Annotated in this window: 17 protein-coding genes; 1 reads left to right on the forward strand and 16 read right to left on the reverse strand. The window is 53.2% G+C overall.

Features of this window, described 5'->3' with window-relative positions; all coding sequences use genetic code 11:
* Positions 1–12 precede the first annotated feature (12 nt).
* The 11 genes from BLR64_RS17430 to BLR64_RS17480 all read right to left on the reverse strand — a co-directional run bounded on the left by BLR64_RS17430 (position 13) and on the right by BLR64_RS17480 (position 17,165).
* Entirely contained in the window at positions 13–2,166 is a 2,154-nt protein-coding gene (locus BLR64_RS17430) for a class I SAM-dependent methyltransferase (protein ID WP_090716073.1), read from the reverse strand.
* A gap of 121 nt (positions 2,167–2,287) precedes the next feature.
* Complete coding sequence (locus BLR64_RS17435; RefSeq protein ID WP_090716075.1) at positions 2,288–4,207, reverse strand: cellulase family glycosylhydrolase; 1,920 nt, start codon at positions 4,205–4,207, stop codon at positions 2,288–2,290.
* Between the two features lie 27 nt (positions 4,208–4,234).
* Complete coding sequence (locus tag BLR64_RS17440; protein WP_090716077.1) at positions 4,235–5,239, reverse strand: carbohydrate ABC transporter permease; 1,005 nt, start codon at positions 5,237–5,239, stop codon at positions 4,235–4,237.
* A 22-nt stretch (positions 5,240–5,261) separates the two neighbouring features.
* Positions 5,262–6,161: a carbohydrate ABC transporter permease gene (locus tag BLR64_RS17445; protein ID WP_039869937.1), complete on the reverse strand. Its 900-nt coding sequence runs from the start codon at positions 6,159–6,161 to the stop codon at positions 5,262–5,264.
* A complete protein-coding gene (locus tag BLR64_RS17450; RefSeq protein ID WP_090716079.1) occupies positions 6,158–8,737 on the reverse strand; it encodes a DUF5696 domain-containing protein in 2,580 nt (859 codons plus the stop codon). Before BLR64_RS17450 ends, BLR64_RS17445 begins: the two co-directional genes overlap by 4 nt.
* A gap of 14 nt (positions 8,738–8,751) precedes the next feature.
* Positions 8,752–9,372 carry a YIP1 family protein gene (locus BLR64_RS17455; RefSeq protein ID WP_090716080.1) on the reverse strand — a complete coding sequence of 207 codons (621 nt, stop codon included), beginning with the start codon at positions 9,370–9,372 and terminating at the stop codon, positions 8,752–8,754.
* Positions 9,353–10,861 carry an SMP-30/gluconolactonase/LRE family protein gene (locus tag BLR64_RS17460; RefSeq protein WP_090716082.1) on the reverse strand — a complete coding sequence of 503 codons (1,509 nt, stop codon included), beginning with the start codon at positions 10,859–10,861 and terminating at the stop codon, positions 9,353–9,355. The genes BLR64_RS17455 and BLR64_RS17460 overlap by 20 nt, the downstream gene beginning before the upstream one ends.
* Before the next feature lie 12 nt (positions 10,862–10,873).
* Complete coding sequence (locus BLR64_RS17465; RefSeq protein ID WP_090716085.1) at positions 10,874–11,776, reverse strand: carbohydrate ABC transporter permease; 903 nt, start codon at positions 11,774–11,776, stop codon at positions 10,874–10,876.
* 2 nt (positions 11,777–11,778) lie between these two features.
* Positions 11,779–12,684 (reverse strand): carbohydrate ABC transporter permease, encoded by a 906-nt coding sequence (locus BLR64_RS17470; RefSeq protein ID WP_244157747.1) that lies wholly within the window; start codon positions 12,682–12,684, stop codon positions 11,779–11,781.
* 22 nt (positions 12,685–12,706) lie between these two features.
* On the reverse strand, positions 12,707–15,598 hold the full coding sequence (locus BLR64_RS17475; RefSeq protein ID WP_090716109.1) for an extracellular solute-binding protein: 2,892 nt from the start codon (positions 15,596–15,598) through the stop codon (positions 12,707–12,709).
* 205 nt (positions 15,599–15,803) lie between these two features.
* Positions 15,804–17,165, reverse strand: coding sequence for an ABC transporter substrate-binding protein (locus BLR64_RS17480; protein WP_090716089.1), 1,362 nt, complete (start codon positions 17,163–17,165; stop codon positions 15,804–15,806).
* Between the two features lie 454 nt (positions 17,166–17,619).
* On the opposite strand from BLR64_RS17480, the gene BLR64_RS17485 reads away from it, so the two are divergent.
* Positions 17,620–18,624, forward strand: coding sequence for a LacI family DNA-binding transcriptional regulator (locus BLR64_RS17485; RefSeq protein ID WP_090716091.1), 1,005 nt, complete (start codon positions 17,620–17,622; stop codon positions 18,622–18,624).
* 114 nt (positions 18,625–18,738) lie between these two features.
* On the opposite strand, the gene BLR64_RS17490 is transcribed toward BLR64_RS17485, so the two are convergent.
* From BLR64_RS17490 to BLR64_RS17510, 5 genes are all read right to left on the reverse strand, one after another.
* Positions 18,739–19,614: a radical SAM/SPASM domain-containing protein gene (locus BLR64_RS17490; RefSeq protein ID WP_090716093.1), complete on the reverse strand. Its 876-nt coding sequence runs from the start codon at positions 19,612–19,614 to the stop codon at positions 18,739–18,741.
* Between the two features lie 18 nt (positions 19,615–19,632).
* Positions 19,633–20,619, reverse strand: a complete 987-nt coding sequence (locus BLR64_RS17495) for a Gfo/Idh/MocA family protein (RefSeq protein WP_090716094.1) — start codon at positions 20,617–20,619, stop codon at positions 19,633–19,635.
* Positions 20,620–20,909: 290 nt separating this feature from the next.
* Complete coding sequence (thrC, locus tag BLR64_RS17500; protein ID WP_090716096.1) at positions 20,910–22,298, reverse strand: threonine synthase; 1,389 nt, start codon at positions 22,296–22,298, stop codon at positions 20,910–20,912.
* 227 nt (positions 22,299–22,525) lie between these two features.
* Complete coding sequence (locus BLR64_RS17505) at positions 22,526–23,020, reverse strand: CYTH domain-containing protein (protein ID WP_090716098.1); 495 nt, start codon at positions 23,018–23,020, stop codon at positions 22,526–22,528.
* 629 nt (positions 23,021–23,649) lie between these two features.
* The coding region (locus tag BLR64_RS17510; protein ID WP_139172014.1) for a transposase at positions 23,650–23,996 on the reverse strand (347 nt) is incomplete at its 5' end.

Here is a 23,996-nt window from a genome sequence, read left to right on the forward strand (position 1 = left end):
TGATTTCATCCCCTACCTCACCGCCTGCCCCTTGCGGATCACAATAAAGCAGGTGCTGTCCGGCAGCGGAACCTCTGTTCCTTCTTCATCCATCACAGCAACCCGGCCGCGCAACGCCTCGGTGTAACCCTCCTGCAGATAGTGCCGGAACACTTCAATCTGCGCCTGGCCGCCTAAATGCTCGCGGATAAAAGCTTCATACTGCGACGGAGTGAAGTAACCGAACTGCTCCTGGACTTCATGAACGTAAGCTTCTGCTCCCCAGGTGTACGTATACAAAAACTCCATCGCATCGTTCACCGGCAGCTGCACTTCCTGCTCACCGGTAACCCGGTACTGAATCTCCCGCCCGGCAAAATCCTCCGCATACCGCTTCAGCCACTCCAGCCCGTTCTCCTCCAGGAAGCGGATTCTCCGCTGCTGGGTTACCGGCTCGGTCATGATCCCGTCACGGATAATGATTACTCCGCCTTCAGCCAGCACCTCAAAAGCGCTCACCAGCGCTGCGGCAACGGTCCGGTGGTTAAACTTCCGGCCGTCCATCGGTACGTAGGAATACAGCTCATGCAGAATCGACGAGAAAATAACCGTGTCCACCCTGCCCGCATCCACATACTCCTTCAGATTCAGCGCATCACCCTGCAGCACCTCCCAGCGCCGCCCTTCCCGCGCCTTGCGCTGCTGCAAAGCCTCGATCACATTGCTGGAGATGTCAATGCCGACCGGTGTAACCCCGGGCATCCGCTCTTCGATCAGATCGAGCAGCACACCGCCGCCGGGTCCGATATCCAGTACAGTAGTGCCGGTAATGTAATCAAGAATAACGGACTTATAATCGGCCGTGTCATTCATCTGGCTCAAATAGCTGTCCTCATTATGGAACCGGTCGAAGGCGTCCCGCCGCAGCTCAAACAGATCGAACAGCATCAGCACCGCCCGCTCATACAGCACCGACTTCTCGGCTTCCATGCAGAACTCAATCAGCTTCTCGGCTGCAGGCGAGAACTCGAAGTCGAAAAACACCGTATCCGGCAGATGCCCCTGCCGCCGCAGCCTGTGCACCAGATGCGGATTGCCCGGCACAAGCGTGCCCTCAGCAATATCCCTCCAGCTTAGGCCGGACAGATATTTCTCAATAATCCGCTTCTTATATACGTTGATTTTCTTGGTGCCCTTGTAATCGTAATAAATCGAATTCATCACTGCTTCAAAGCTCAGATGGCCTAAGCCCCCGCCGTTGCTGTTGCCGCCACTGCTGCCGCGGGCAGCAAGCGCCAGCACCTTCAGAAACTGCTCCAGCGAGAAGGTCTGCAGCGCCGATTCCGCATACCAGAAAGTAGCCGGCTGCAAGGCTTCGAGCAATTCCACGGGCAGCCCTTCCTGCTCCAGACGGCCCCACTCGGCTGCAAAGTCCTCCCCGCGGAGAATCGGGCCGGACCGCATGCGCCGCAGCCGCTCCTTCATCGGCAGCGGCTCAGCCGGCTCGCCGGAGGCGACGGCCGCGATCAGCTCCATGATCTCGGTGCGCACATCCTGCCACAGCACCGGCGAGACTGCGCCGATGATGCAGTGGTTCAGCGCAAACAGCAGCCGTTCCAGCTCATCTGCGGTCAGCAGCCCTTCCTCGGCAATGGCTGCCAGCGGCTGGTTGACCTCCGGCGGAACCTCGCCGCGGATCTGCTGGCCGAGCAGCCCGTGCGTCTCGATCAGCCGGTGCACAATGACCAGCGTTTCCGCCTGCGGTACACCCTCCGCCCTGAGAGCAGATGCCTGCGGCCTTCCGGTGACATCAAATGTCTCCCCTGCGGTATGCTGCCAGTACAGCTGGGCGGAGCCTACATTATGAGCAAAGCAATTGATGCCCTCCTCCTGCCATTTCCGGCGCTGGCGCGGGGTGCCGCCTTTGGCCGTCTCCGACCAGATCAGCGTCTCCTCGGCCAGCTCCTTAATCCAGTAAGACAGCTGCAGGCTGTCAAGCAGCCTAAGGCTCCGTTCCACATAGTCCAGCACGGGATTGCGCTGATCCAGCTCCTGCAGCGATTCCACCCGCTCCAGGTTAACGATCGGCATCTCGGCAGACACAATAAGATTCAGCCATGCCGGTCCGGCCGAAGGCTGCAGCCGGCCTTCGCGGTAAGCTTCAATGGCTTGCAATGATTTCAGCATGGGAGGCCTCCTATGTAAGATATAAGTTAATCCTTACTATACCATAGCCCCGCTCCCGGCCGTTTGAATCAGACGCAAGCCAAAGGTCTTCTTCCGCACCCGGCACCGGACGCCCGCCGTGTCACCTGCCGCTCTTCCGGTTTGCTTTTGTACGCCAGTAGATCCCGGCCGCTGCCAGGACAACCAGACCCGATATAAGTACTATTAATAGCGTCTGCCTGCTGCCGCTCCCCGGTCCAGGGCCGGCTTCCTCTCCGGCAGGTGACAATGCAGGAACGGCGGATTCCTCCGGTTCAGTGGAAAGCTCAGGAGCCTCTGCTGGTTGTCCTGCCTTCTGTACCGGCTCCTCTGCCGATGCATCCTCAGCAGATACTCCAATAATAGAGAAGCCCTCCTTGGTTATCGTATAAGGAACGATTTCCCCGCTGCGGAAATGCATCCGCAGCTGCATCTCCCCGTCCTTCACGCCGCTCCAGAAGTCATCCGTGAACTTGATTTCCCCGGTCTTGTAGTCCGGATAGAAATGGCGTATATATTCCTTATACGGCGTCCACTCATCCGGACCGGCATTGCCGCCGCCGGTATAGACCGCTTCCAGCGTAGCCAGGCTGTCCCCGTTGAACAAGACCGGCAGGGAATAGATTCCTTGCGGTCCCTGCGAGCTCCGCAGAACAGGAGTATCGTAGCGGATCAGCTTGATGGGCCAGTCAGCTCCGCTACTAAATTTCGCGGTCAATACCGCGTTCACACCATACTCCTCCGTGAGCAGTCTCTCCAGCAGTGCGGAGGTGAGAATCAGCTTCTCCCCTTCAAGCCTGAAGTCCGTGCCCTCCGTAAGTACCTTGTCACCGGACAGCAGCTCCCTGAAGATGTTGCCGTTCATGTTCAACTCCAGCACGGTATCCTGCAGCAGCGAGCCTTTTTTAATGTACACCGAATCGCTCTGGGCATTGGAGGAACGCCCCTTCCAGCCCTGCACCATCACCTGATGCAGCTCCTCATCCACCCATTTGAAGGTGCGCCTGTCAAAGTGCTGTCCGTTGTCCCACAGCAGCAGCGGCATTTTTTTCTCCCGGGCATAGTAGCCGATATATTCAAAAAACTTCAGAATCTCGCCATGCTGCACCGTCTCCAGTGATTTATCAAAGCCCAGCAGACCGTATTCGCCGATGATAACCGGAATGCCCTTCGATGTGAAGATGTCGTAAGCCCGGTCGAAGGCCTGGATCAAATCCTGCCTGGCAGTATCATCAAAGGTTGTAGTACCGGCTGTGTTCACACTGAACGGATAATATCCGTAATAGTGGAACGTTGCAATCAGCCGCTTGTCCTGGAGCTTTGTTATAGTCTTGGACAGCTCCAGCAGTCTGGCCTCGGTCGGTGCGGCTGTCAGCGTAGAGAGTACCAGCGGACGTTTGCCGTTGTTCCCTCCGGAGCTGCGGACGATGCTGTGGAAGGAGACGTTCAGTTCATCGAGCATTGTAAAATATTCCCGCTCATCCTTGCTCCAGTCATCGGAATAGCGCGGCTCATTGACGCTCTCGAACATCAGCGTATCCGGATAGGCCTTGAAATGCCCGGCAATCTGCGTCCAGGCGGCATTAAATCTGGCCATCACCTCATCATGCTCTGACGCCATATTCATAATCCAGTTGGAATCATGATGGAGGTTGATCATCACATGCATTTTCGCCTCCAGCGACCAGTCAACGACCTCCTGAATGCGTGCCATAAAGGCCGGATCGATGGCATAGTCCGGGGCATCCCCCATCCGGTGCCTCCAGGTAATCGGAAGGCGGATCGTCTTGTAGCCCTCGGCAGCAAGCTGGTCAATAAAAGCCTTGGTCACAGGCGGGTTGCCCCAGGAGGTCTCATCCTCGCTGGCCTCAAAGGTATTGCCCAGATTCCAGCCGGGACCCAGTGCTTCCACATAAGCTTGCAGCGGTGTTTCGCTTTCTTTAGCCTGAGCAGGCGGAGCAGGCCAGACCAGGGCAGCCGCCAGCAGCAGGAGGATCAGGCTGAACGAATATCTGTTTTTCATTGTACGCACCCTTTTCTGCAAGCAGTGTTATCCGATAATGCCGCTCCGCTCCACGCTCTCCACGAAATACCGCTGCACAACCATATACAGCAGAATCAGCGGAATAATGGCCAGCAGAATGCCGGTGTCAATAATCATGGCTACGTGGTTTGGATCAGCCTTAACCGCAGACCCGCCCCCGCCTGCCCCCAGCATACCCGGAATCAGCGCATTGGCCTGAGCCGCCAGCGAGCTGACCTTGGTAGGCATCAGCGCCAGCTCACTCATAAAGAGCGAAGTAAAAAAGGTATCATTATACTGCCACACGAAGCAGAACAGGATGACGGTTATCATCGGCGAGACCGCATTGGGCAGCATGATCCGCAGAAACGTTTTTACCCCGCCCGCGCCGTCAATCAGGGCTGCTTCTTCAATCTCCTTCGGCATCCCCTTGAAAAACTGGCGGAAGATATAGATAAAGAGACCGGCCTTCAGGCCGATGGCGGTTGCCGAGGTAATAATGGAAGGCCAATACGTATTAAGCAGGTTGAGCCCGGACTTGCCGGTAAGCAGATGAATGATGCCCATTATATCGAAGCTTCTGAAATGCAGGTACATCGGCACCATCAGCGTGCTGGTCGGCACGAGCAGTGTCAGAATAACCAATGCGAACAGGATATTGCTTCCCGGAAAGTTAAATCTGGCGAAGCCATACCCCGCCAGGGCACAGGAGGCCGTGGTCAGCAGCGTCGTCACGACAACGAACAGCAGCGTATTGCCGAGCAGCGGGAAGTAATCCAGGATCTGCATCGCCATTCTGATATTGTCCATCGTGAAATGGACCGGAATCATATAAATCGTCGGGTTGTAAATATCCGTCTTATCCTTGAAGGCAATGGAGAACTTCATCAGCAGCGGATAAATAATGATGAAGGATATCCCTGTAACAAGCGCATAACGGAACACTGCGTACAGGATATCGACTGCCCTGCCTCTCACCTTCTGGATTCTGTAATGCTGGGCTTCTTTACGGACAGCTTGCGGGGACTGCATGCCGTATCCTCCTTTGCATAAATCAGTTGTAATGCACCCGTTTGGACAGCACATAGCCCACTATGACCAGGATGATGCTGATAATCAGCGTATAGATCCAGGACATCGCCGCACTCAGCCCGAAGTTCTGGGTGGTGAACGCCGTGGTGAAGATCATTTTTGTTACTGCGCTGCCTGAGAAGGAGTCGATGATCGTATAGATTACATTCGTCAGGATCAGCGGGCTCACGAGCGGGAAGGTGATTTTCCAAAAGGATTCATAAGCAGTGGCCCCTTCAATCTTCGCCACCTCATACATCGCTCCGGGAACGGACTGCAGTGCGGCAAGAAAAATCAGAATCTGCACACCTGAGCTGGTTATAATCTCATAGATCCGCAGAATCGCATCGACAATGTAGTCTACGAACGACAGCGGCAGACCGATATCGCTCAGAATCATCACCATGGACATGACGTTGTACTGGGAGCCCGATTGCCCGAGTTCATTCACGGCAGTCGCATCACCAACCAGATTGATCAGCCCCGAGGCTTCTGCTGCCGATATGGCATTGGAGGCCAGGATAACCGGCAGAAAAAAGATGGCCCGGGCGACGATTCTACCCCTGAACTTCTGGTTCAATAGCGTTGCCGAGAACAGGCTGAAGAACAGGATCATCGGCACATTCAGCACCATATCCCAGACCGATTCGGTCAGGACGCGGTTGAAGGTGGCATCGACAAACAAAGCATTGTTGAAATTGGCCCAGCCCACGCCCTCCAGCGTAAACCCCGAAGGATCAACGGTTAATTTGCTGAAGCTGAATTGGATGGACCGGAGCAGCGGGGCTGCGAACAGGAATATAAATCCGAGCAGCCACGGCGCTATAAAAGCAATGCCCAGCAAGGAGCGCTTATGCTGCAGGCTCAGCTTGTTTCCGTTCATGACGCTTCACCTTCAATCAGATATTGTCCGGCACCGACAGCGGTTCCTTGCACGGAGACATCCTTGCCGGTGTAGTTGACATAGATAGATATACCGTTGCTATACTGCACCTCCACAACACCCTCCTGATGGCGTATATGGTTTACGATCTGCGCATGCTGTACCGGGGCAAGCACCTCATTTACTTCCTTGTACATGGAAACCGCCTGCTCATACCAGTCCTGATAGGAGGTTGCATACAGGCTGTCAAAATGCGTGAATTTCAGCTTCGAGGACGGCTCGTAGGACCACGAAAAGTATGGTGCTGACCCCAGCTCGATGGAGCGGAGCAGCTGTGTGTGCATATCCTGCTCGTCACTCAGATTAACCGGTGTGCCGGTATAGCTGATGAAGCCATGGATCACCATCTGATAAAAGGGAACGTCTTCATCTGTAAGCGCAAAGCCGCTTGAGGATACTGGAACATTAATCAGATGATCGGCATAAGGCCAGGCATAGGCGTTGCCGCCTGAAACCATGGTCTGGTCCACATCCTGGCTGATTCTGTCCAGCTGCTCCTTCACGATCGCCTTGGCCGTTTCCCGCTGGATCACCCGGCTGGCCCGGAAGTCGGAGCTCAGCACATTGCCTAGATCCCGCAGAGACACGCCTTCCATTCCAAAGCCGGCATACTTATCCATAAAAGAATCCACATAATAGGGCAGCTTGGCTGGTGATAACAGGTAGTAGCCTCCAAGTGTCATATCCATCCGGTTCAGCGCCCGGTTATAAGGATACAGCTGTGCTTCCTCCCGTGTAACAAACCTTGCCGCATCAGAGGAGGGTGTGAATCCGCTGTCATTATGATAAATCTGCTGGAAGGCTACATCCGGGAACAGCGTTCCGCCGGCCTGTGTCAGCTGGTCCCGCAGCGCGGTCAGCTCTGACCTGCTGCCAAGCACGCTTTCCGTCTTCAGCTTATCCGGCGTGGAGTGATTCACGCCTTTGCCGGACCAGCCGGTGTACCGCATCAGCAGCCGGCCGATACCGTCCTGCTTCAATTGCCCGGCAATCAGCGCAGCCTGCCGGAAGGAGGTCATGGAAATCTCGGAGCGGTAAGGCACGCCGAGCAGCGATTTCTGCTTGTCGACAGCGCCCAGTATATCCAGATAAAATGGAATGCTCTGCTCCCCGGCCAGAGGTGTGAGCGCCTTCTCCGCAACCAGCTTATCCCGGTACAGCTCAGCCATCCCGGAGTAGCTGGCCTTATCCCCGCTCAGGAAGCTGTAGCGGACCTGAATATCGCCCTTGTAAATTTCTTCGCTAAGCAGCTGTATTTCCTGAATGGTCGCTCCGGTGTACAGCTCAAGCTCATCCTCGCCGCGCAGGGAATAGCTGCTGTGGATGAAATTGTAGGAATTCTTTTTGCCACTGATATCGGCGGCAATGCTGGCGATGGCATCGCCCTTCTCGATGACGGCGAACCATGCGCCATCTCCAGCCTTCATGCCGAAGACGGGCATCCGGGCATTCTGACTGACCTGCCCGCGCCGGTAGCTGTTGTCATTGGGGTCCGGCCCGTACACCCGCTGCACATACTGCTCTTCCTTCACCTTGCCGTTGTTCAGACGGATCAGGCTGCCGGAGCCGTCAGGAACCAGCATATAGCCGTCCGTCAGCCGGTCTGCAGCGCCGAACATGTTAAGCAGATCCAGGCTGCGGATCTGATATTGCCCGCTCTCCTTAACCTGGTTCACAGGAACGGTTACGATCAGTGAGCCCTCCTCCAGCCGGTATTCCAGCGGGATAACAAAATTGGGCTTAGACGTCCCCGCTTCCCCGCCGATTCCGTTCTCCGCATTGTCCTGCGCCAGATCCTCGGCAGAATAGCCCGCCAGTGCAAAGGCGGCGGTCATTTTCTTGAGCACCAGCGGCTTGGAGACCTGGGCATCGATCCGCTCCATGATGTCCGGGCTGCCTTCTTTGGGATAATAGCGGGTTGCAACATATTTGGCAGTCGACGCATCCAGCTTGGAGAGCACCTTCTCCTCCAGCCGGGCCTGGCTGATATATTGAGGCAGCGCATCAATACCTGCCGAGGTGTCCCCGATGGTATAAGTGATCCGCAGCCCGTTCTTCAGACTCTCGGCTGTGAACTGCTTGCTGCTGATGCTCTGGGCAAAGTTGGTGTAGGATTCAAGCGTCCCTACAGCATCACGGAACAATACGGTCAGCTGCGAGGACAGCAGCTCCTTCTCAAAGCCCGAGGCCAGCGTATCCTCATTGCGGCCTTCCGGATTGCTGTACCAGATCTGACCTGTCCGTTTATCCTTCACCGCTACCTCAGTCGTTTCAGCGTTATAGTACAGGGACAGCTCTGCATCATCCGCTGCCAGAATCATGCCGGGCACTCCGCCGGAGGAATCAGGCAGCGCAGCCAGCTCGCTTCCGGCCTCAAGCTCAGCCGTCACTTCCATATAGGCGGAGGCTTCAACAGCTTCCGCACCGCGGGAGCTGAAGTACAGGACAGCCGCGGCGATGATACAGAGGACTGCGGCACAGGCCAGCACCGCAGCCGGTAATTTTCGTCTTTTCACAGATGCGGCCTCCTTCATGTACGGAAAATCAATTCACGGTAAATGTTGATAAAGAACTCGATAATCTGCTGGATCATGCTCAGGACAAGGGTTCCGAGAAATACTACGATGCCCATAACCACTACCGTCAGCAGCATTGTGACAATCGTTTTGAGCACGGTGTACTGGTGAACGGTCATAATGCCGACGAACAGCAGCGCGATGAACCAGATGGATGCCACCGACATCATCAGATAGTAGAAGGCCGTTTCTTCCTCCGCCATGAATCGGCTGGCCACCACCATCGGAGTATAAATAATGACAATGGGAACAAGCGCATAGCCCGTAGCCATCATGATTTCTTTGAATTTCCCCTCGCCGTCCATCAGCGTTGTAATGGCCCAGTTGGACAGGCACCACAGGAAAAACGGAAAGACAACGGTAAACAGCTGTGTAATGCTGTTTAAATGGCGCGGGTCATTGTAATTGACCAGAAAGCCTGCGAACTGATTCTTCAGGATCATAGAGATTACCACAAGCAGAAGAATGGTCAGTGTTACCCGCAGCTTTCCTTTGCCCTCATATTTCATATCCCAAAAGCTGTCAAACGGATGCACAATGAGGTGCAGCGGGAATTTAATGAAATCCTGCCTCATGGGCGTTCCCCTCCTTAAGGTTGTGCGGAGTCTGCCTGGAAGCCCGGGAGTCCCGCTTTCTTCTCCAGAAGCTGAGGATCCGATAGGCGATCCATACGGCAGCCAGCAGCATTACTGATGTCAGGAAGGTTCCGAAGTGCTCCTGCATCACCTCTCTGCGATACCGTTTGAAGGCTACGGAATAACCGTCCCGGTCCATCCCGAGCTTGAAATATTTCATCGCTTCCTTGTTGTTCTTCTCCATCAGCAGCGACTTGCCTATGCCGATATATGCGATATCATAGTTGGCATTCAGCTTCAGGACTTCCTTCCAGACGGGAACCGCCTGTGCATCCTCGCCGTTGTAATGATAGCCGACCGCCTCATTGACAATGCTGCCGAACCGGGTCGGCTTGAAGATCACGATGTTGCCCTTCCCCCGGTCCAGCACGAGCTGGCTGCCGCCGGCGTATTCAATGGCTGCCGGTATTTTGAACGTCCCGGTCTGATTGCCCTTGCCGCCGTATACATACAGAAGGTCGCCTTCATCGTTATAGGTGAACACCTTGCCCTGATTGGCATCAAGCGCGCTGTACATACCGTCTGGAAGCACCTTGATATCCGTGAACTTGGACGGTCCTACCGATATCCGGTAACGGATATCCCCCAGCACATCGAAGTAGCCGAACCGCTTCAGCACATCCTCACCGGAGGGATTAAGCCGTTTGACCGGCTCCTTCGAGCCCGGATCAATATTGGTCGCATACAGGAAGCCTTTGTCATCCACATCAATATTGGAGAATTCCGTAGGGACGAACAATGCCATCTGTGCCTTCTGCGCCTTGGTGGAGAACATCCGCCAGATGTATTCGGTGTAGTCGCGCTTGACCTTATTCGTGCCGACGTAGCCGATGAACACGCCGTTCTCGTCAAACTGCATAATCCCCTCGAAAATACCCTTGGCGATAACATAGACCCGTTCCGCCTGGTCCACTGTGACCTTGACCGGGATAAACTTGAAGTCCGCCGGCAGAATATCCGACTCCGGCTGCTCAATCATCCGCAGCAGTTCCCCGTCCGGGGACAGCACGACGATGCGCCCGTTGTCCGTATCGGCAACAAACAGATTGCCCTCGTCATTAACGTAGAGGCCCGACGGATTCTTGAAGGTTTCTTCCTTCCCGCCGTTGTCAAAGCCGGTAATGACCTTATCGACCTTCCAGCTGCTGTCCAGGCAGATAATCCGGGCATTCCCGGTGTCCACGATATAGATCAGCCCGCTGTCCGCAACGACCATGTCGGCGGGGTCCAGAAAGTCACCCACTCCGAGATCCTTGCCTGTAAGGGTGCGGTCGGGGATGTACGCTGCCGGAGCAGGCACGGCTTCCTCCCAGTAATTATAGTTATAGCTCTCATATGGCACGGCCTCGGCATTCACCGGCGCGGGAGCCGCACAACTTAGCAGCAGGGATGCCATTGTCCCCGCAAGCAGCCACTTTTTTGCAATCAACTGCCTTCCCCCCTAGTCCTTCATTCCTGAAGTAGCCATTGTCTCAATAATCCGGCTCTGTGAAAAAACAAACAGCGTAATCGGCACGCTCATCAGGATCAGCGCCACCGCCGCCGCCGCACCGGAACGGGCAATACCTCCCGCTACCACCTGCCCAGCCGCGAAATGAAGCGATTTCAGCTGTTCGCTGTAGATGAAGCCGTTGCCGTCGCTGCCCCACAGAATCTGAAACAGCAGAATAATCAGGGTCAGCCAGGCCGGCTTGACGTTAGGCATAACGATCGTCCAGAAGATGCGGTATTCGCTGGCACCGTCGATTTTGGCGGCCTCCAGCAGCACATCCGGAATCTGCTCCATGAACTGCTTCATCAGATACAGGCCCAGAGAATAGGCGAATGCCGGTATAATGACGGCCCAGTACGTGTCGATCAGCCCCAGCCAGGACATAATCATATAGTTGGGCATGGCCGTTACGGCCGGCGTGAACATCAGCGACAGGACGACGATGGTGAACAGCACTTTTTTGCCGGGAAAATGATGTTTGGCCAGCGGATAGGCCGCTGCTGAGGCAAATATGACGTGTCCGATAATGCCTGCGCCTGTAATAAACACCGTGTTGAAAATATAACGCGAGAACGGCACCCACGAATTGCCGAGCAGATTAAACAGGTCAACAAAGTTATTCAGCGTGGGATTGCGCACAAACAGGGTCGGCGGGAAAATAAATATCTCATCCAGCGGCTTGAACGCATTGTTAATGGCATAAACGAGCGGCAGAATCATAAAGGCCCCGAAGAGTGTCAGCAGGGCAAATAAGGAAAACGTGCCCCAGGCTGAACGGTTTACCCGTTTTTTGGGCATCCGGACCGCGCGGCCGAGCCGCCTCCTGGCATTAACCTGAAAGGGGATATTCATGATTATTCACCCACCTTTCTAAGGAGCTTTTGGACGATAAGGTTGGAGGCGACCATGATCAGGAACAGCACAGTTGCAATCGCTGACGCATATCCCATCTCAAATCTGGTGGTGCCAAAATCAATCAGATGCGTGACGATCGTCTCTGCCGCATAGTTCACACTCGGGAACCCGGCCAGGGCAATCGAGACATCGGCTACGGCAAAAGCGGTCGTAATCTGGATTACGGCGCCGAACATTAATTGCGGCCGCATCGACGGAAGCGTGATGTACCACAGCTCCTGCCAGCGGTTTTTGATTCCGTCCACAGCTCCGGCTTCATATAAAGTACTGTCTACCGTCTGCAGACCTGCGATGAACGCCAGGAAGCCGGTTCCCAGACTGAGCCACAGCTGCACCAGGATGATAATCGGCATAATGTAGCCTTCCGTCTTCAGCCACTGGATCGGCTCCAGAATGAAGCCGAAGCGCAGCAGCAGGCCGTTCATTATGCCGTACCGGTCACCGGAGAAAATCATCAGCCAGATGAAGTAGACGTTCCCCGAAATCGAAGGCGCATAGAAGACAAGCGTCATTACTGCCCTAAGCTTGGGTGACAGCTCATTGATGATCCATGCGAACACAAAACAGGCAATGTAGCTGATGGGCCCTGTAATCACTGCGAACAGCAGCGTATTTTTGAGGGCGATCAGGAAAACGTCATCCTCCAGGAACAGGCGGGTATAGTTCTGCCAGCCGATAAACTTCGGAAACTCTAACATATTGAAATATGTGAAGCTGAGCACAATCGACACCAGGACAGGCAACACCGTAAACACGGCGAACAGGATCATGTACGGTGCCATTAAAAAATAGGAATGCTTATTGGCTCTTATCTCATGCCATTTCAGGCTCCACCAATTCTGCACGGCTTGCTCCTCCCCCTTGCTGCTATAGACCAAACTCTTTGCGCTTGGTGCTGATCTCATCCTGGATATATTGAACGTAGTCCATGATGGATTCCCGGGCCTCCACATTGCCGACTACCGTCTTGTAGAAGGCATTGAATAAATGTCTTCCGGTAAAATATCCGCCCGGCACCTCAGGCACACCCTCGGCCCATTCGAACTGGGCTTTCAGATTATCGTAGTCGGCAACAGGCCAGGGCAGACTGTCCAGCGCCTTGATGTTGGCGGTCGGATAACGCGCGGCAGCCCCCATCAGGCCTTCCATTTCGCGTCCAAACACAGTTTGCGTCTCCTCGCTGGTCCACCACTTCATGAATGCCCAAGAAGCATCCTTATCGTTCGCCTTCTCCATCATGATGACGCCGCTTCCGCCGCTGGAGACCGTCCGGTCGATCGTGCCGTCCTCCTTCACGGTTCCGGGTATCGGCACAAAGCCCCACATGCCCCGGATCTCAGGAGCGAAGACGGACAGCTGGTTATAGACCGTGTAATCCGCTATGCCAAAAGGCATCTCCCCGGTGCGGAACCGGTTCGCAAAGTCATATTCGCGCTCCAGCTTGTAGTCGGTGTAAAACTCCGTCCACTGCTTGAAGGTCTCGATGCCGGTCCGGGAATCCAGATCCGATTCCTCCCCGCCGTCACGGTAGAACTGCCCGCCGTTCTGAAACAGCAGTGCCGCGTACATCGAGTTGGGCGGAATATTCTGCCCCTGGACCGCGGACTGGACGACTACCGGGAGCCCGAACTGCATATGATTTTTGCTTAGGACAGCCAGCAGAGTCGACACATCCTGCCAGGTCTGCGGCACCTCCAGATGCAGCTCCTCCAGAATATCCTTGCGGTAGAACAGCATGTTGAAGGTCTGGGTCTCCGGCAGGGCATAGGCGCCGCCGTCATACCGGAACGGCACCATCGCGCTGTCACGGAAACGGCCCTCCACTTCACTGAAGTCTGCGAACTGCGTCAGATCTGCCGCAGCTTTGCGCATGGCAAAGTTAACAGGAAGATCGGTGCCGATCTGCATCGCCACATCCGGCCCTTGGCCGGCCAGTGTAGCAGGCAGCAGCGTGGACATGTTCACCAGCTTCAGATTCACGTTAATGCCGGTCTCCGGCGTAAAGGTCTCGTCGATCATCGCCTTCATCGTGTTGGCCTGATCCCGTCCGCTTCCGATCCATACGGTGACGGACTTCTGGTCCGCTTCCTCGGAGACATTGCCGATCTGGTTATAATCGGTAAAGAAGGAGGCAAGGAACGTCGCCGCCTCATGCTTGATCTTTGAGCCGAGGCCCATTCCCTGCTTCGGAAGCTTCATATCCGGTGAAGCCACATACAGCGCGTCAATCTCCAGCGGCTGCTCTCTGGCCTGCTGGACCCATGTGCCGAGGCCCCCGGTATTCGTCTTGTAGGCGGTAAGCCTTCTCGGGATCGTATCCGGGTCCTCGATCAGCTCGCTAAGCTGCTGCGCCATCGTCTTAAGCAGCGCTTCCTGGTCGCTGGACTGTCCCGACAGCTCTACCAGCCGTTTGGCGACGCCCATCAGCCGGTCATGCTCGGTCCCGAATACCTCCAGCATATCCGGCACCTTCTTATCCAGCTGGTAATCGCGGTATTCATCCGGCTTCGTGCCGGTAATCATCAGAATTTTGCGGTACATCGAATTAAGGTTGTACAGGCTTTCCTCCACCTCACGGATCAGCGGAGCGAACTCGCCCAGGCTGGCCTCAAGACGCACCACATGCTTGCCTTTTTCAAGATGGTACAGATAGGGTTCATCTCCGCCCATCACATCCAGCCGGTAGCCGCTTTTATAGCGGAAAGGGACCATGGCCATTTCGGTAAACGGCACCACACCATCAATGGTCAGTTTGCGGGTGGAGTAAATTCCCCTTACAAAATTCTGCTGCGTTTTAAAGGCCATCTTGTATAGCCCGGTCTCAGGAACATCGATTTCCCATTCGATCCACTGGCCGGGTATCCGCCAGTTAAAGCCGCCAATGGTGTTGATTCTGATCTTGGAGGCGCTGTACGGTTGAACCGCAGAGCTCGAACGCTCACTGAGCGGATACAGGGTTGGCGAGGATTTCGCGGCCGCTGCCTCCCCTTCAATGACCAGCAGCTGATTCTCCGCAGGCTGCGCACCGGCGGCCTCCAGCTGCTTTTTCAGCTCCTCGTAGGACAGCGGCTCAGGCTGCTTGTACAGCTTCAGCTGCCTGATGATAACCGGTTCTCTGGAAGACTCAAGTGCCACTGTATGGATTCCTTTAGAGAAATAAAATAAAAAGGGCTCATTTTCATACCCGTCAGAATCCTGAAACGGCTTCTCGCTCCAGCGCGGCTGCTCAATCTGTCTCGGTCTCAGATCATTGCCCTGATTATCTCTTTTCAGCTGATCCAGCTGATTCACCCAGATGCGGTCAAACTGCAGAAAAGCAGCCTCACGAAACGGCAGCTCTCCGTCAATGTACAGTGCGCGCTCGATTGCCGAGCTTTTGCCTGCAACCGGATAATACAGCATGGACAGATTATAGAGACCGGCTTCAGCGACGGTGACCGTCCATTCCACCTTGCCAGACTCACCGGTGAGTAAGGACTCTCCGGCCATCCCTTCGTAATCAGACAGCTTGCTGATTCCGCTGCCCTCAGCCAGGCTGTAATCCGCAGCCTCAATAATAATTTCCTGCTCCGGTCTGGCAGCATCCTTATGCCCGGCCAGGTAGGCTGCGTACTTATCCTGGTTAAAGGCTGCTGTTCCTTCTGCAGCGGCTGCATCATCGGGAATTTGTCCCGCTGCGTCTGTCGTCTGCACATTCTTTGTTGCCGTTACTCCCTGATCACTTGCATTTGCCTGTACGTTCAAGCCTGCCGGAAGCATAAGCAACAAGGCTAAAGCGGCAAGCGTTATATTCTTGGCCAGTTGGAAACGGCTAGTTTTACCGGTCACCAGAAGTCCTCCTTACAGCAGAAGCCGCAGTTCCCCTTGTACGGGAAGGCTGGCATACTGTGGTGAAATCTTACCTGAATGCAGCAGGGGAAGCCCGCAGGCTCCCCCGCCGCAAAAGCGGCCTCGGCCGCTCCTGTTACTTGCCCAGCTTGGCAATGGAAGCCTCTGCTTCCGGTTTATACTTCTCGGCAGTCGCAGTAACCGACTGGTTATCTACGATAATATCCTTCATAAAGCCGTAGGTAGGGAAATCAGGATAAGCGGTTTCCAGCAAAATCTGGCCTGTGTTATTGATATGGTCATGCAGCATTGCTACATCCTCTTCATGGGCATAGATGCTTTCCAGCCATTCCTGGCTCGGGAAATCGCCGGTTTGGGTAATGTCATACGTTTCCTCGAACGCCTGATACACAGCAGACGGATCTTTTACACCCTTAGGAATAAAGAAGGCATTCTTTCCGTTATCCGCATACGTCACCTCAGGAGATCCCGATGGGCCGTTAGGGAACGGCACGACACCGAAATCAAACGTCAGGTCGCCCAGATTCCATACCGGAGCCGGGAACATCGCCACATCGCCGTCTTTGAAGGTATTGAACTCGTCATAGCCGATTTTGTCAGTGCCTTTGACCTTCATGACATTCTCCACATTGTAGAGGCGGTTGATGAATTCAGCAGTTTCAATCACCTTCGGATCGGTCAGGCCTTGGGTGCCTGTCGCCTCGTCAACAATTTTGCCTCCGTTGGCTGCAGAGAAATTGCGGAGGATGTCGATAGCCCAGCCCGAGAAACCGTAGGTGTCGATTTTGCCGTCATTATCGGTATCCTTGGTAGCCTGCTTGGCGATTTCGATGAACTTATCCCAGTTCCATTGTCCGCTCGCGTATACCTCCTGCAGGTCGGGCAGGCCCAGCTTCTTGAATAAGTCGCGATTGTAATGCAGGCCGGCACCGCCGGTTCCCGGCTCCGCAAAAGCATAGTATTCATTGGCGATCTGCGGGGCTTTGACCAGTAGTGTCGCTTCATTGTTAATATTCGATTCAGCCGTTGTGAACTCGCTGACCTTCATCAGCTGCCCCTTGAGAATGGCCGGCCAGGCCGAGTTATATTCCATAATCACGATGTCGGCAAAGGGCTCTCCCGTAAGCGCAGTTGCTGTAAACTTCGGCATATATTCTTCAAACGGCACATTCACGAATTCAAATTTACAGTTGTATTTCTTCTCCACCTCGGCAATCTTGGCCAGCCGCTCCTTCTCGGAGGCTGAATTGCCCGCCGGCTTGAGATCCCACCAGGCAGCCACCTTAATAACGCGCCCGCCCATATCCACTGGTGCTGCCGTAGGCTCTGCCGTCGCTTCTGCAACCGCTTCTGTTGCAGCCGGCTCTGCGGTGGGATTATTTTTGGGACTGTTGGCTGCATTATTCCCGCCGCTGCAGGCTGTAAGCAGAAAGACCAGGCACAGCAATAAAACGGAAAACCCCTTTACTCTTTTCATTCGTATAACCTCCCGTAATTTAAATAAAGCGCTTACAGACGTGTATAAAAAAATAACAACTTTGCAGAAAACCCGTTCTTTTCGGCATACCACCTTTTCATTTGTTATTAATTTTGTTTTTATTTTGCATAACAAATATTACCACCCGTTAGGCAAACGGTCAATCCTATTTTGATGGTTTTTTAGATTTAACGCGCTTTCATTTTCTAATTTATGTATCAAAACCTAATTTAATGAATGATTTAACCTCTTTTTATTAATTAAGTGATAACAAAAATAACATTAAACAAAACAAAATCCACCAAACAACTCTTTATTACTACTCATTTAAATCTGTTCTTTTTTATTTTTTATCCCAAAAAAAAGATGTGTGAGCCCGGCCTTCTTCATGTAGAATTGTTAATACGGCTCCCTTTTGACAAGCTGACCAATCTGACTAGAGTAGGATGATTTTATGCGACGCAAAGTAACGATTCAATCGATAGCAGACTTCACAGGACTATCCAAATTTGCAGTTTCACGGGCCTTATCGAATAAACCAGGAGTCAGCTCCCAAACCCGGGATACGATCCTCAAAGCCGCCGGCCAGCTTGGCTATTTCAAGGACTCTCTGCCGGCAAAAGCTCCGGGCGGACCGGTTGATCTGGATATGCGCAAATGGTCCGGGACCATTGTGATTCTGTTTCCTAACGTCCGCTACCAGAACCCGGAATCCTTATACTGGGGCCCCGTGTTTAACGGCATCTCCTCCCGGCTGGACCAGCGGGGCATTAACGTAGTGACCTTAACCGAACCCAAAGGAGACTCCCTATTCTCCCTTCTGCATCCCGAAGCCATAATGGGTGTGATTACGGTCGGCTCGATTTCCACCCCTATTCTGCTGGAGATCAGAAGCCTTGGGATTCCGGTGATGATGGTGGATCACGCCGATCCCGGCTTCAAGAGTGATTCCATCTTTACCGATAACTTGACTGTCATGAAGGAGCTAATGAGCCTGGCCATCGGAAAGGGGTATTCCCGCTTCCAGTTTATCGGCAACATCCGCGATGCCGAGAGCTTCTACGAGCGCTTTCTGGTGTTCCGTGCAGCACTGGAGGATAAAGGGATCGGACTTAGCCAGATCCCTTCCCTGATCGGACCTGAAATTGACCAGTTCAGGGAGACCTTCGCCGCTGCAGTCACCGAGCACGGCCTGCCAGACATCTTCATATGCGCCAACGATACCTACGCGTTGTTCGCGATTGAAACCCTGGAATACATGGGCCTGCCCGTCCCCGCCAATCTGGCCTTCACCGGCTTTGATAACACCTATCCTTCACTGCCTTTGCTGGCTACTGTTGATGTCGATAAGGGCCAGCTTGGTATGCGGGCCGTCGACCAGATGCTGTGGAGAATTCTTAATCCCGGCACAAGCTTTGAAAAAATCCTGATCCAGGCCGATCTGATCATCAAAGGCTGATACCCGGATTCGGGTACCCTGTCCGCAATCAACGCCAAAAAACCTCTCTTTAGCGAAATGGAAGCTTACACTTCATTTCACTAAAAGAGAGGTTTTATTGTGGACAGACGTCTATCAGGTCCCGAACCGCTGGCGGTACCCGCACTTGCGGCACAGCTCCTCCACCGCTTCCCTGCGGGAGAAGCCGTAGAACAGATTATTCGCCCGCTCGCCCTCGATAATCTCGGAGAACGGCTGCTCATGCAGATTGCCGAGGTTGATGACGCCCTCGCCGTCCAGACAGCACGGTACCACCGTGCCGTCAACCAGCACCGCTGCCTGGCTGCGCAGCGCATGGCAAAAGCCTTTGCCGTCGTCCTCCGGCTCATGCAGGGCCGGCCATCTGAACTCATGGTCCTGGTTCAGATAGACGCGCGGCGCAATCTTGACGCCGCTGCCGGGAACCACCTTCTCTTCAATCCGGTAGTCCAGATTGAAGGCCTCCTCCAGCACCGCCAGCGTCTCGCGGTTGCGCATCCGCGTTACGTTCGTCTGGTTGTCCTCCGTCAGATTCCACAGCCGGAAGGAGATAATGACGCCTTGCGCCGAGGCTTCGCGGACAAACGAGATAATCTCCCGCAGATAGCCCTCACGGTTCTCGGAGCCCTCATGCCCGTCGAAGCTGTGCAGGGAGAAATTCATCTGGCGCAGCGCCGGCTTGCCGATAATCTTGGGCCCGGCCTTATGAATCAGCGTTCCGTTAGTCGTAATATTAACCTTGAAGCCTTTGGCATGTGCAGCATCCAGCAGCTCGCCGATCTTCGGATGCAGCAGCGGCTCTCCCTTAACATGAAGATAGATATGATTGCTGTGCGGCTTGATCTCATCCAGGATTTTGTTGAAGGTGTCCAGCTTCATAAAGTTTTTCGTCCGCTCCGTCGGCGGGCAAAAGCTGCAGGCCAGATTGCAGACGCTTGTAATCTCGATGTATACCTTTTTAAATGTCTTCAAGTGCTGCTCCCCATTTCACTATAAATCCGATGCATAACGCAGGCCGATCTGGCGTCTGGCTTCCTCCATAACTTCCGCTACCGCCAGCGAACTTTCATGGCTGTTGATGCTGCTCTCGCGCTGGCCGTTTTTCAGCAGCTGGGTGAATTCATGCGCCTCATAATACATCGCTTCGTATACCTGAGGTACAGTAAGCTCCTCTACCGTTCCGTCGCGGTAATGGATTTTGACCTGATACGGCTGGTTGATTTTATCGATGACCATCGTCCCGTTCTCCCCCTGAATTTCAGCAGGCAGGTAGGAGTCGGTAATTTTGGAGTGCATCACAACGGCATCCATATCTGGGTAGCTCATGACCATGCTGCCTTCGCCATCTACCCCGGAGGACAGCATGTAGCCGGTCGCCTTGACCGCATCCGGTTTGCCGAACAGCGCCACCATCGGATACAGACAGTATATGCCCAGATCCATCAGCGAGCCGTTAGAATATTCCGGGTTGAACGCATTCAGCACAGTCCCCTGGAGGTACGCGTCGTATCTGGATGAGTATTGACAATAGCTGGCGAAATAACGCCGCACTGTGCCAAGCTTATAGAGATTATCTTTAATTACGGTGAAGTTAGGCATCATCGTCGACTTCATCGCTTCCATCAGCAGCACATCATTAGCCCGGGCAGCTTCAATCATAAGCTTCAGCTCCTTGCTGTTGGAAGCAGCAGGCTTCTCACACAAGACATGCTTGCCGTGATTCATGCAGATGATCGCCTGCTCGGCGTGCATGGAGTTAGGACTGGCTATGTACACAGCGTCCACTTCCGGGCTGGACACCATATCCTCCAGATTCGTATAAATCGCAGCCCCCGCATATTTAGCGGCAAAAGCCTGACCTTTTTCCTCTGTACGGGAATACACCGCAGTCAGAATAAAATCCTCATTTTCAAGTCCAGCCTGAATAAAACGGTCTGTAATCCAGTTGGTGCCAACGACCCCGAAACGAATTGTCATGAGTGATCCCGTCCTTTGTCTTTTTAATCTATAAATGCTATTTTCTCATTCCATGTCAGGGATGTCCACTTTTTGAAGGGTAATTTCCGACAATTTCCGCTAGATTTTTTATGTGAAAAAATGCACCTGGAGAACTGGAGCATCCGGCCCGGTAATTGCCTGTCAATAGTCTGTAAAAAAGCGGCTGTCAGCAGAATGTCCGGCATTCCCATTGATATTCAGCAATAACGCCAACAGCAAAAAGCCCGCTCTTTTTTCAAGAACGGACCTTGCTTACACCTGTTATCTTTTTATCCGAAAAAATCCTGCAGCTCGCGCACAATCTCCGTCTTGTCATGCTCCACAACCGTCATATGCTGCGGTATATCGAACAACGCGGAAATCTGCGGCGGAAATTCCTGCTTGATGCCGGTGAGGGTAATCGCCTCGTTGAATTTGGCAGGATGTGCAGTAGCGAATGTAATAGTAGTCTCATCCGGGCCGCTGAACGCCTCATAGGCGGCAATTCCGCAGGCCGTATGCGGATCAAGCAGATAGCTGTACTCCTGCTTATATTTGGTGATGATGTCCAGACACTGCTGATTCTTCGCGCCAAGCGCCGCGAAATCAGCCTGGACCCGAGTGAACAGCTCACCGTCCACTGTAATTTTGCCGTCCGCCGCAAGCCCTGCCATATACTCCGACAGCTTGACTGCATCCTCATCCAGCAGATAATACAGATACCGCTCAAAATTGCTCGCCACCTGAATATCCATCGAAGGGCTGTAGGTGCTTGTAAATTCGCCTGGTTTGTATTCGCCGGTCAGAACGAAACGCTCGAGGATATTGTTTTCGTTGGTGGCGATGATCAGCTTGTTAATGGGCAGGCCCATCTTTTTGGCCAGGAAGCCGGAGAAAATGTTGCCGAAGTTGCCTGAAGGCACGCTGATATTAATCTTCTTGTCACCGCTGTTCTCAATCTGCAGGTAAGCATAGAAGTAATAAACCGTCTGGGCCAGAATACGCACGAAGTTAATGGAGTTAATCGCCCGCAGATGGTATTTCCCTTTGAAGTCCAGATCGGCGAACAGCTCTTTAATCACCTTCTGGCAGTCATCAAAGTTGCCCTCCACAGACAAATTCAGCACGTTGCTGTCGTCCACAGTGGTCATCTGCAGCTCCTGCACCTTACTTACTTTATTATGCGGATGCAGAATACAGATTTTGATGCCTTCTTTGCCGCGCACGCCCTGAATGGCCGCCGCACCGGTATCGCCCGAGGTTGCCCCGAGAATATGGATAATTTCACCGCGTACCTTGGCAATGTAGGAATACAGCTCACCCATGAACTGCAGCGCCACATCCTTGAACGCAAACGTCGGCCCGTGGAACAGCTCCAGCACGTACAGGGAATCATTCACTTTATGGAGAGGCGTCACTTCCGGCGCACGGAAATTGCCATAGCTGGTGTAGACCATTTCTTTGAGGTCATTATAAGGAATCTCATCATTGGTATAGTAGGAGAAAATCTCCAGAAACAGCTCCTGGAAGCTGAGCTTGCGCCATTCCTCCAGCTTATCCGCAGAAATAACCGGAATCTGAACCGGCACCATCAGTCCGCCGTCATCCGCCAGTCCCATCAGAACTGTATCAATAAAGCCTCTAGCATCCACTTTTCCTCTTGTGCTTATATACTCCATACCTGTCTCATCCTCCTGGACCCCTCTTTAATCACTCTATACAGAACTACCCTATATATTAACACGTTTAAGCGTTAAAGTCCGTTACTTCTGTGTCAACTTTTGCAAGTAGAAACGGCTTCGTCGTCCTTAAGGGAAGGCGACACCCGTTTCTGCGAGAAATTTCAGACCTGTATAAGTCCCCTGACTTATACTTTCTGATATTTTGAAAAAATACGGTTGCCGCCCTACTTCTTCTGCAGCTCTTTCCAGACGGTTTTGTTGCTGTATTTTTTCTCTGTGCTTACGTCTTCTCCGAACCATTCCGGGGCGTTAAAGCTCTCCGCTTCCTCCAGTGAGTCGAACTCCACTTCAATTACTGTGAGCTGAAGCTGGGTGTAGACGTCGATCTCTACGGTGATGCCGTTCCATACGGCTGTGGTGCGTGTTTTGACCAGGGGAATGGCCTTGACGGCATCGATCATCTGATTATACAGGCCTTCCGAGATGTCATATTCAATCTCCTTGCGGCTGATGCCCTTTCCGTCCTTGAACGTATGCGTAAACGTAACCTCGCCCGAATCAAGATCGGTAATTTTGCGCACCCGCAGCTCCTGCCCGTCCTCAATCGCCAGATACGTCTGGTCAATGCTGTGCCGTGTAATTACTTTGAGCTCTCCGCCCTCAATCAGCTGCTCCGGATATTCCGGCAGCAGGAATTTGAGTTCAATCTCCATAGACATGCTGTCTCTCTCCCTCTATACGCTGTACGGTATGCGCTCTGCGATGTTTTATATTATTTATCATCATAGGGGCAGGTCATACGTTAGTCAATCGGTGAGGCAGGAAAGTTGGGGGACTGACGCTCCCAATTCGCCAGTTCCCCATCCCTCTCCACTGCTCCTCATTTAACTTACATTTCTAAGTTCAACCTGCTTAGATGGATTTTCGCCACTTAATCCGGCCGTTTATCGCCATTTACGATGATTAGGTGGAAAAGGACATCTAAATTTTACAGTAACCCCATTTTGACGGGGAAACTGTGGAATTAAGTGGCGTTTTTCCATTTAGCATCCTCATATCCGGCAGCTAGACCAGAAATAGGTGGCGAATTTCCACTTAGCCTGGTCAGTGCTCCCCTGTACATCATTATCCTACGCCACACACTCAGGATAACTGCACTCTGTGCAACTAAAATAGCGATTTTTGGCGTTATTCTCAGAATAACTGCACTCTGTGCAACTAAAGAGGGCCATTTTGGAGAAAATAGAACTTTTTCATCTTTTTAAGTGTACAAAGGAGTCAATTTCATAATTCAGTTTGTTGAGTAGCAAGACTGGGCCAAAATTTTTGAGATCGTTTTTTAAAAAAATCAGGCTACTTTCTGGAAACTGTTTAACTGCTTGTTCAACTTGTCTAGCGCAAACTTACTCAAATTGTAGGCCAGTGTACTGAGCTGGAAATCCACACCTGCCCGGACACCGCGGTGACGTGTACGTTTCATGCCAAAATACTCTTTGAGGTACGCAAAAACTCGTTCCACGGCCGTTCGCTTGTTGTACAGTTTCGTAAAGCTCTCGCTACCTCTTGCGGGGTAGGCGTGCTTTCGCAAATCCGTTTGGATCCGGATTTTAAACACCTTTTGGCAGCCAGAATCGGAAAACGGACAGTCTTTGCACTGGCTAGGCTTGGTGTAGCGCAGGGTTTCGTATTTGGCAT

It is taken from the genome of Paenibacillus typhae (genome assembly GCF_900099765.1).
GTDB lineage: Bacteria > Bacillota > Bacilli > Paenibacillales > Paenibacillaceae > Paenibacillus_AQ > Paenibacillus_AQ typhae.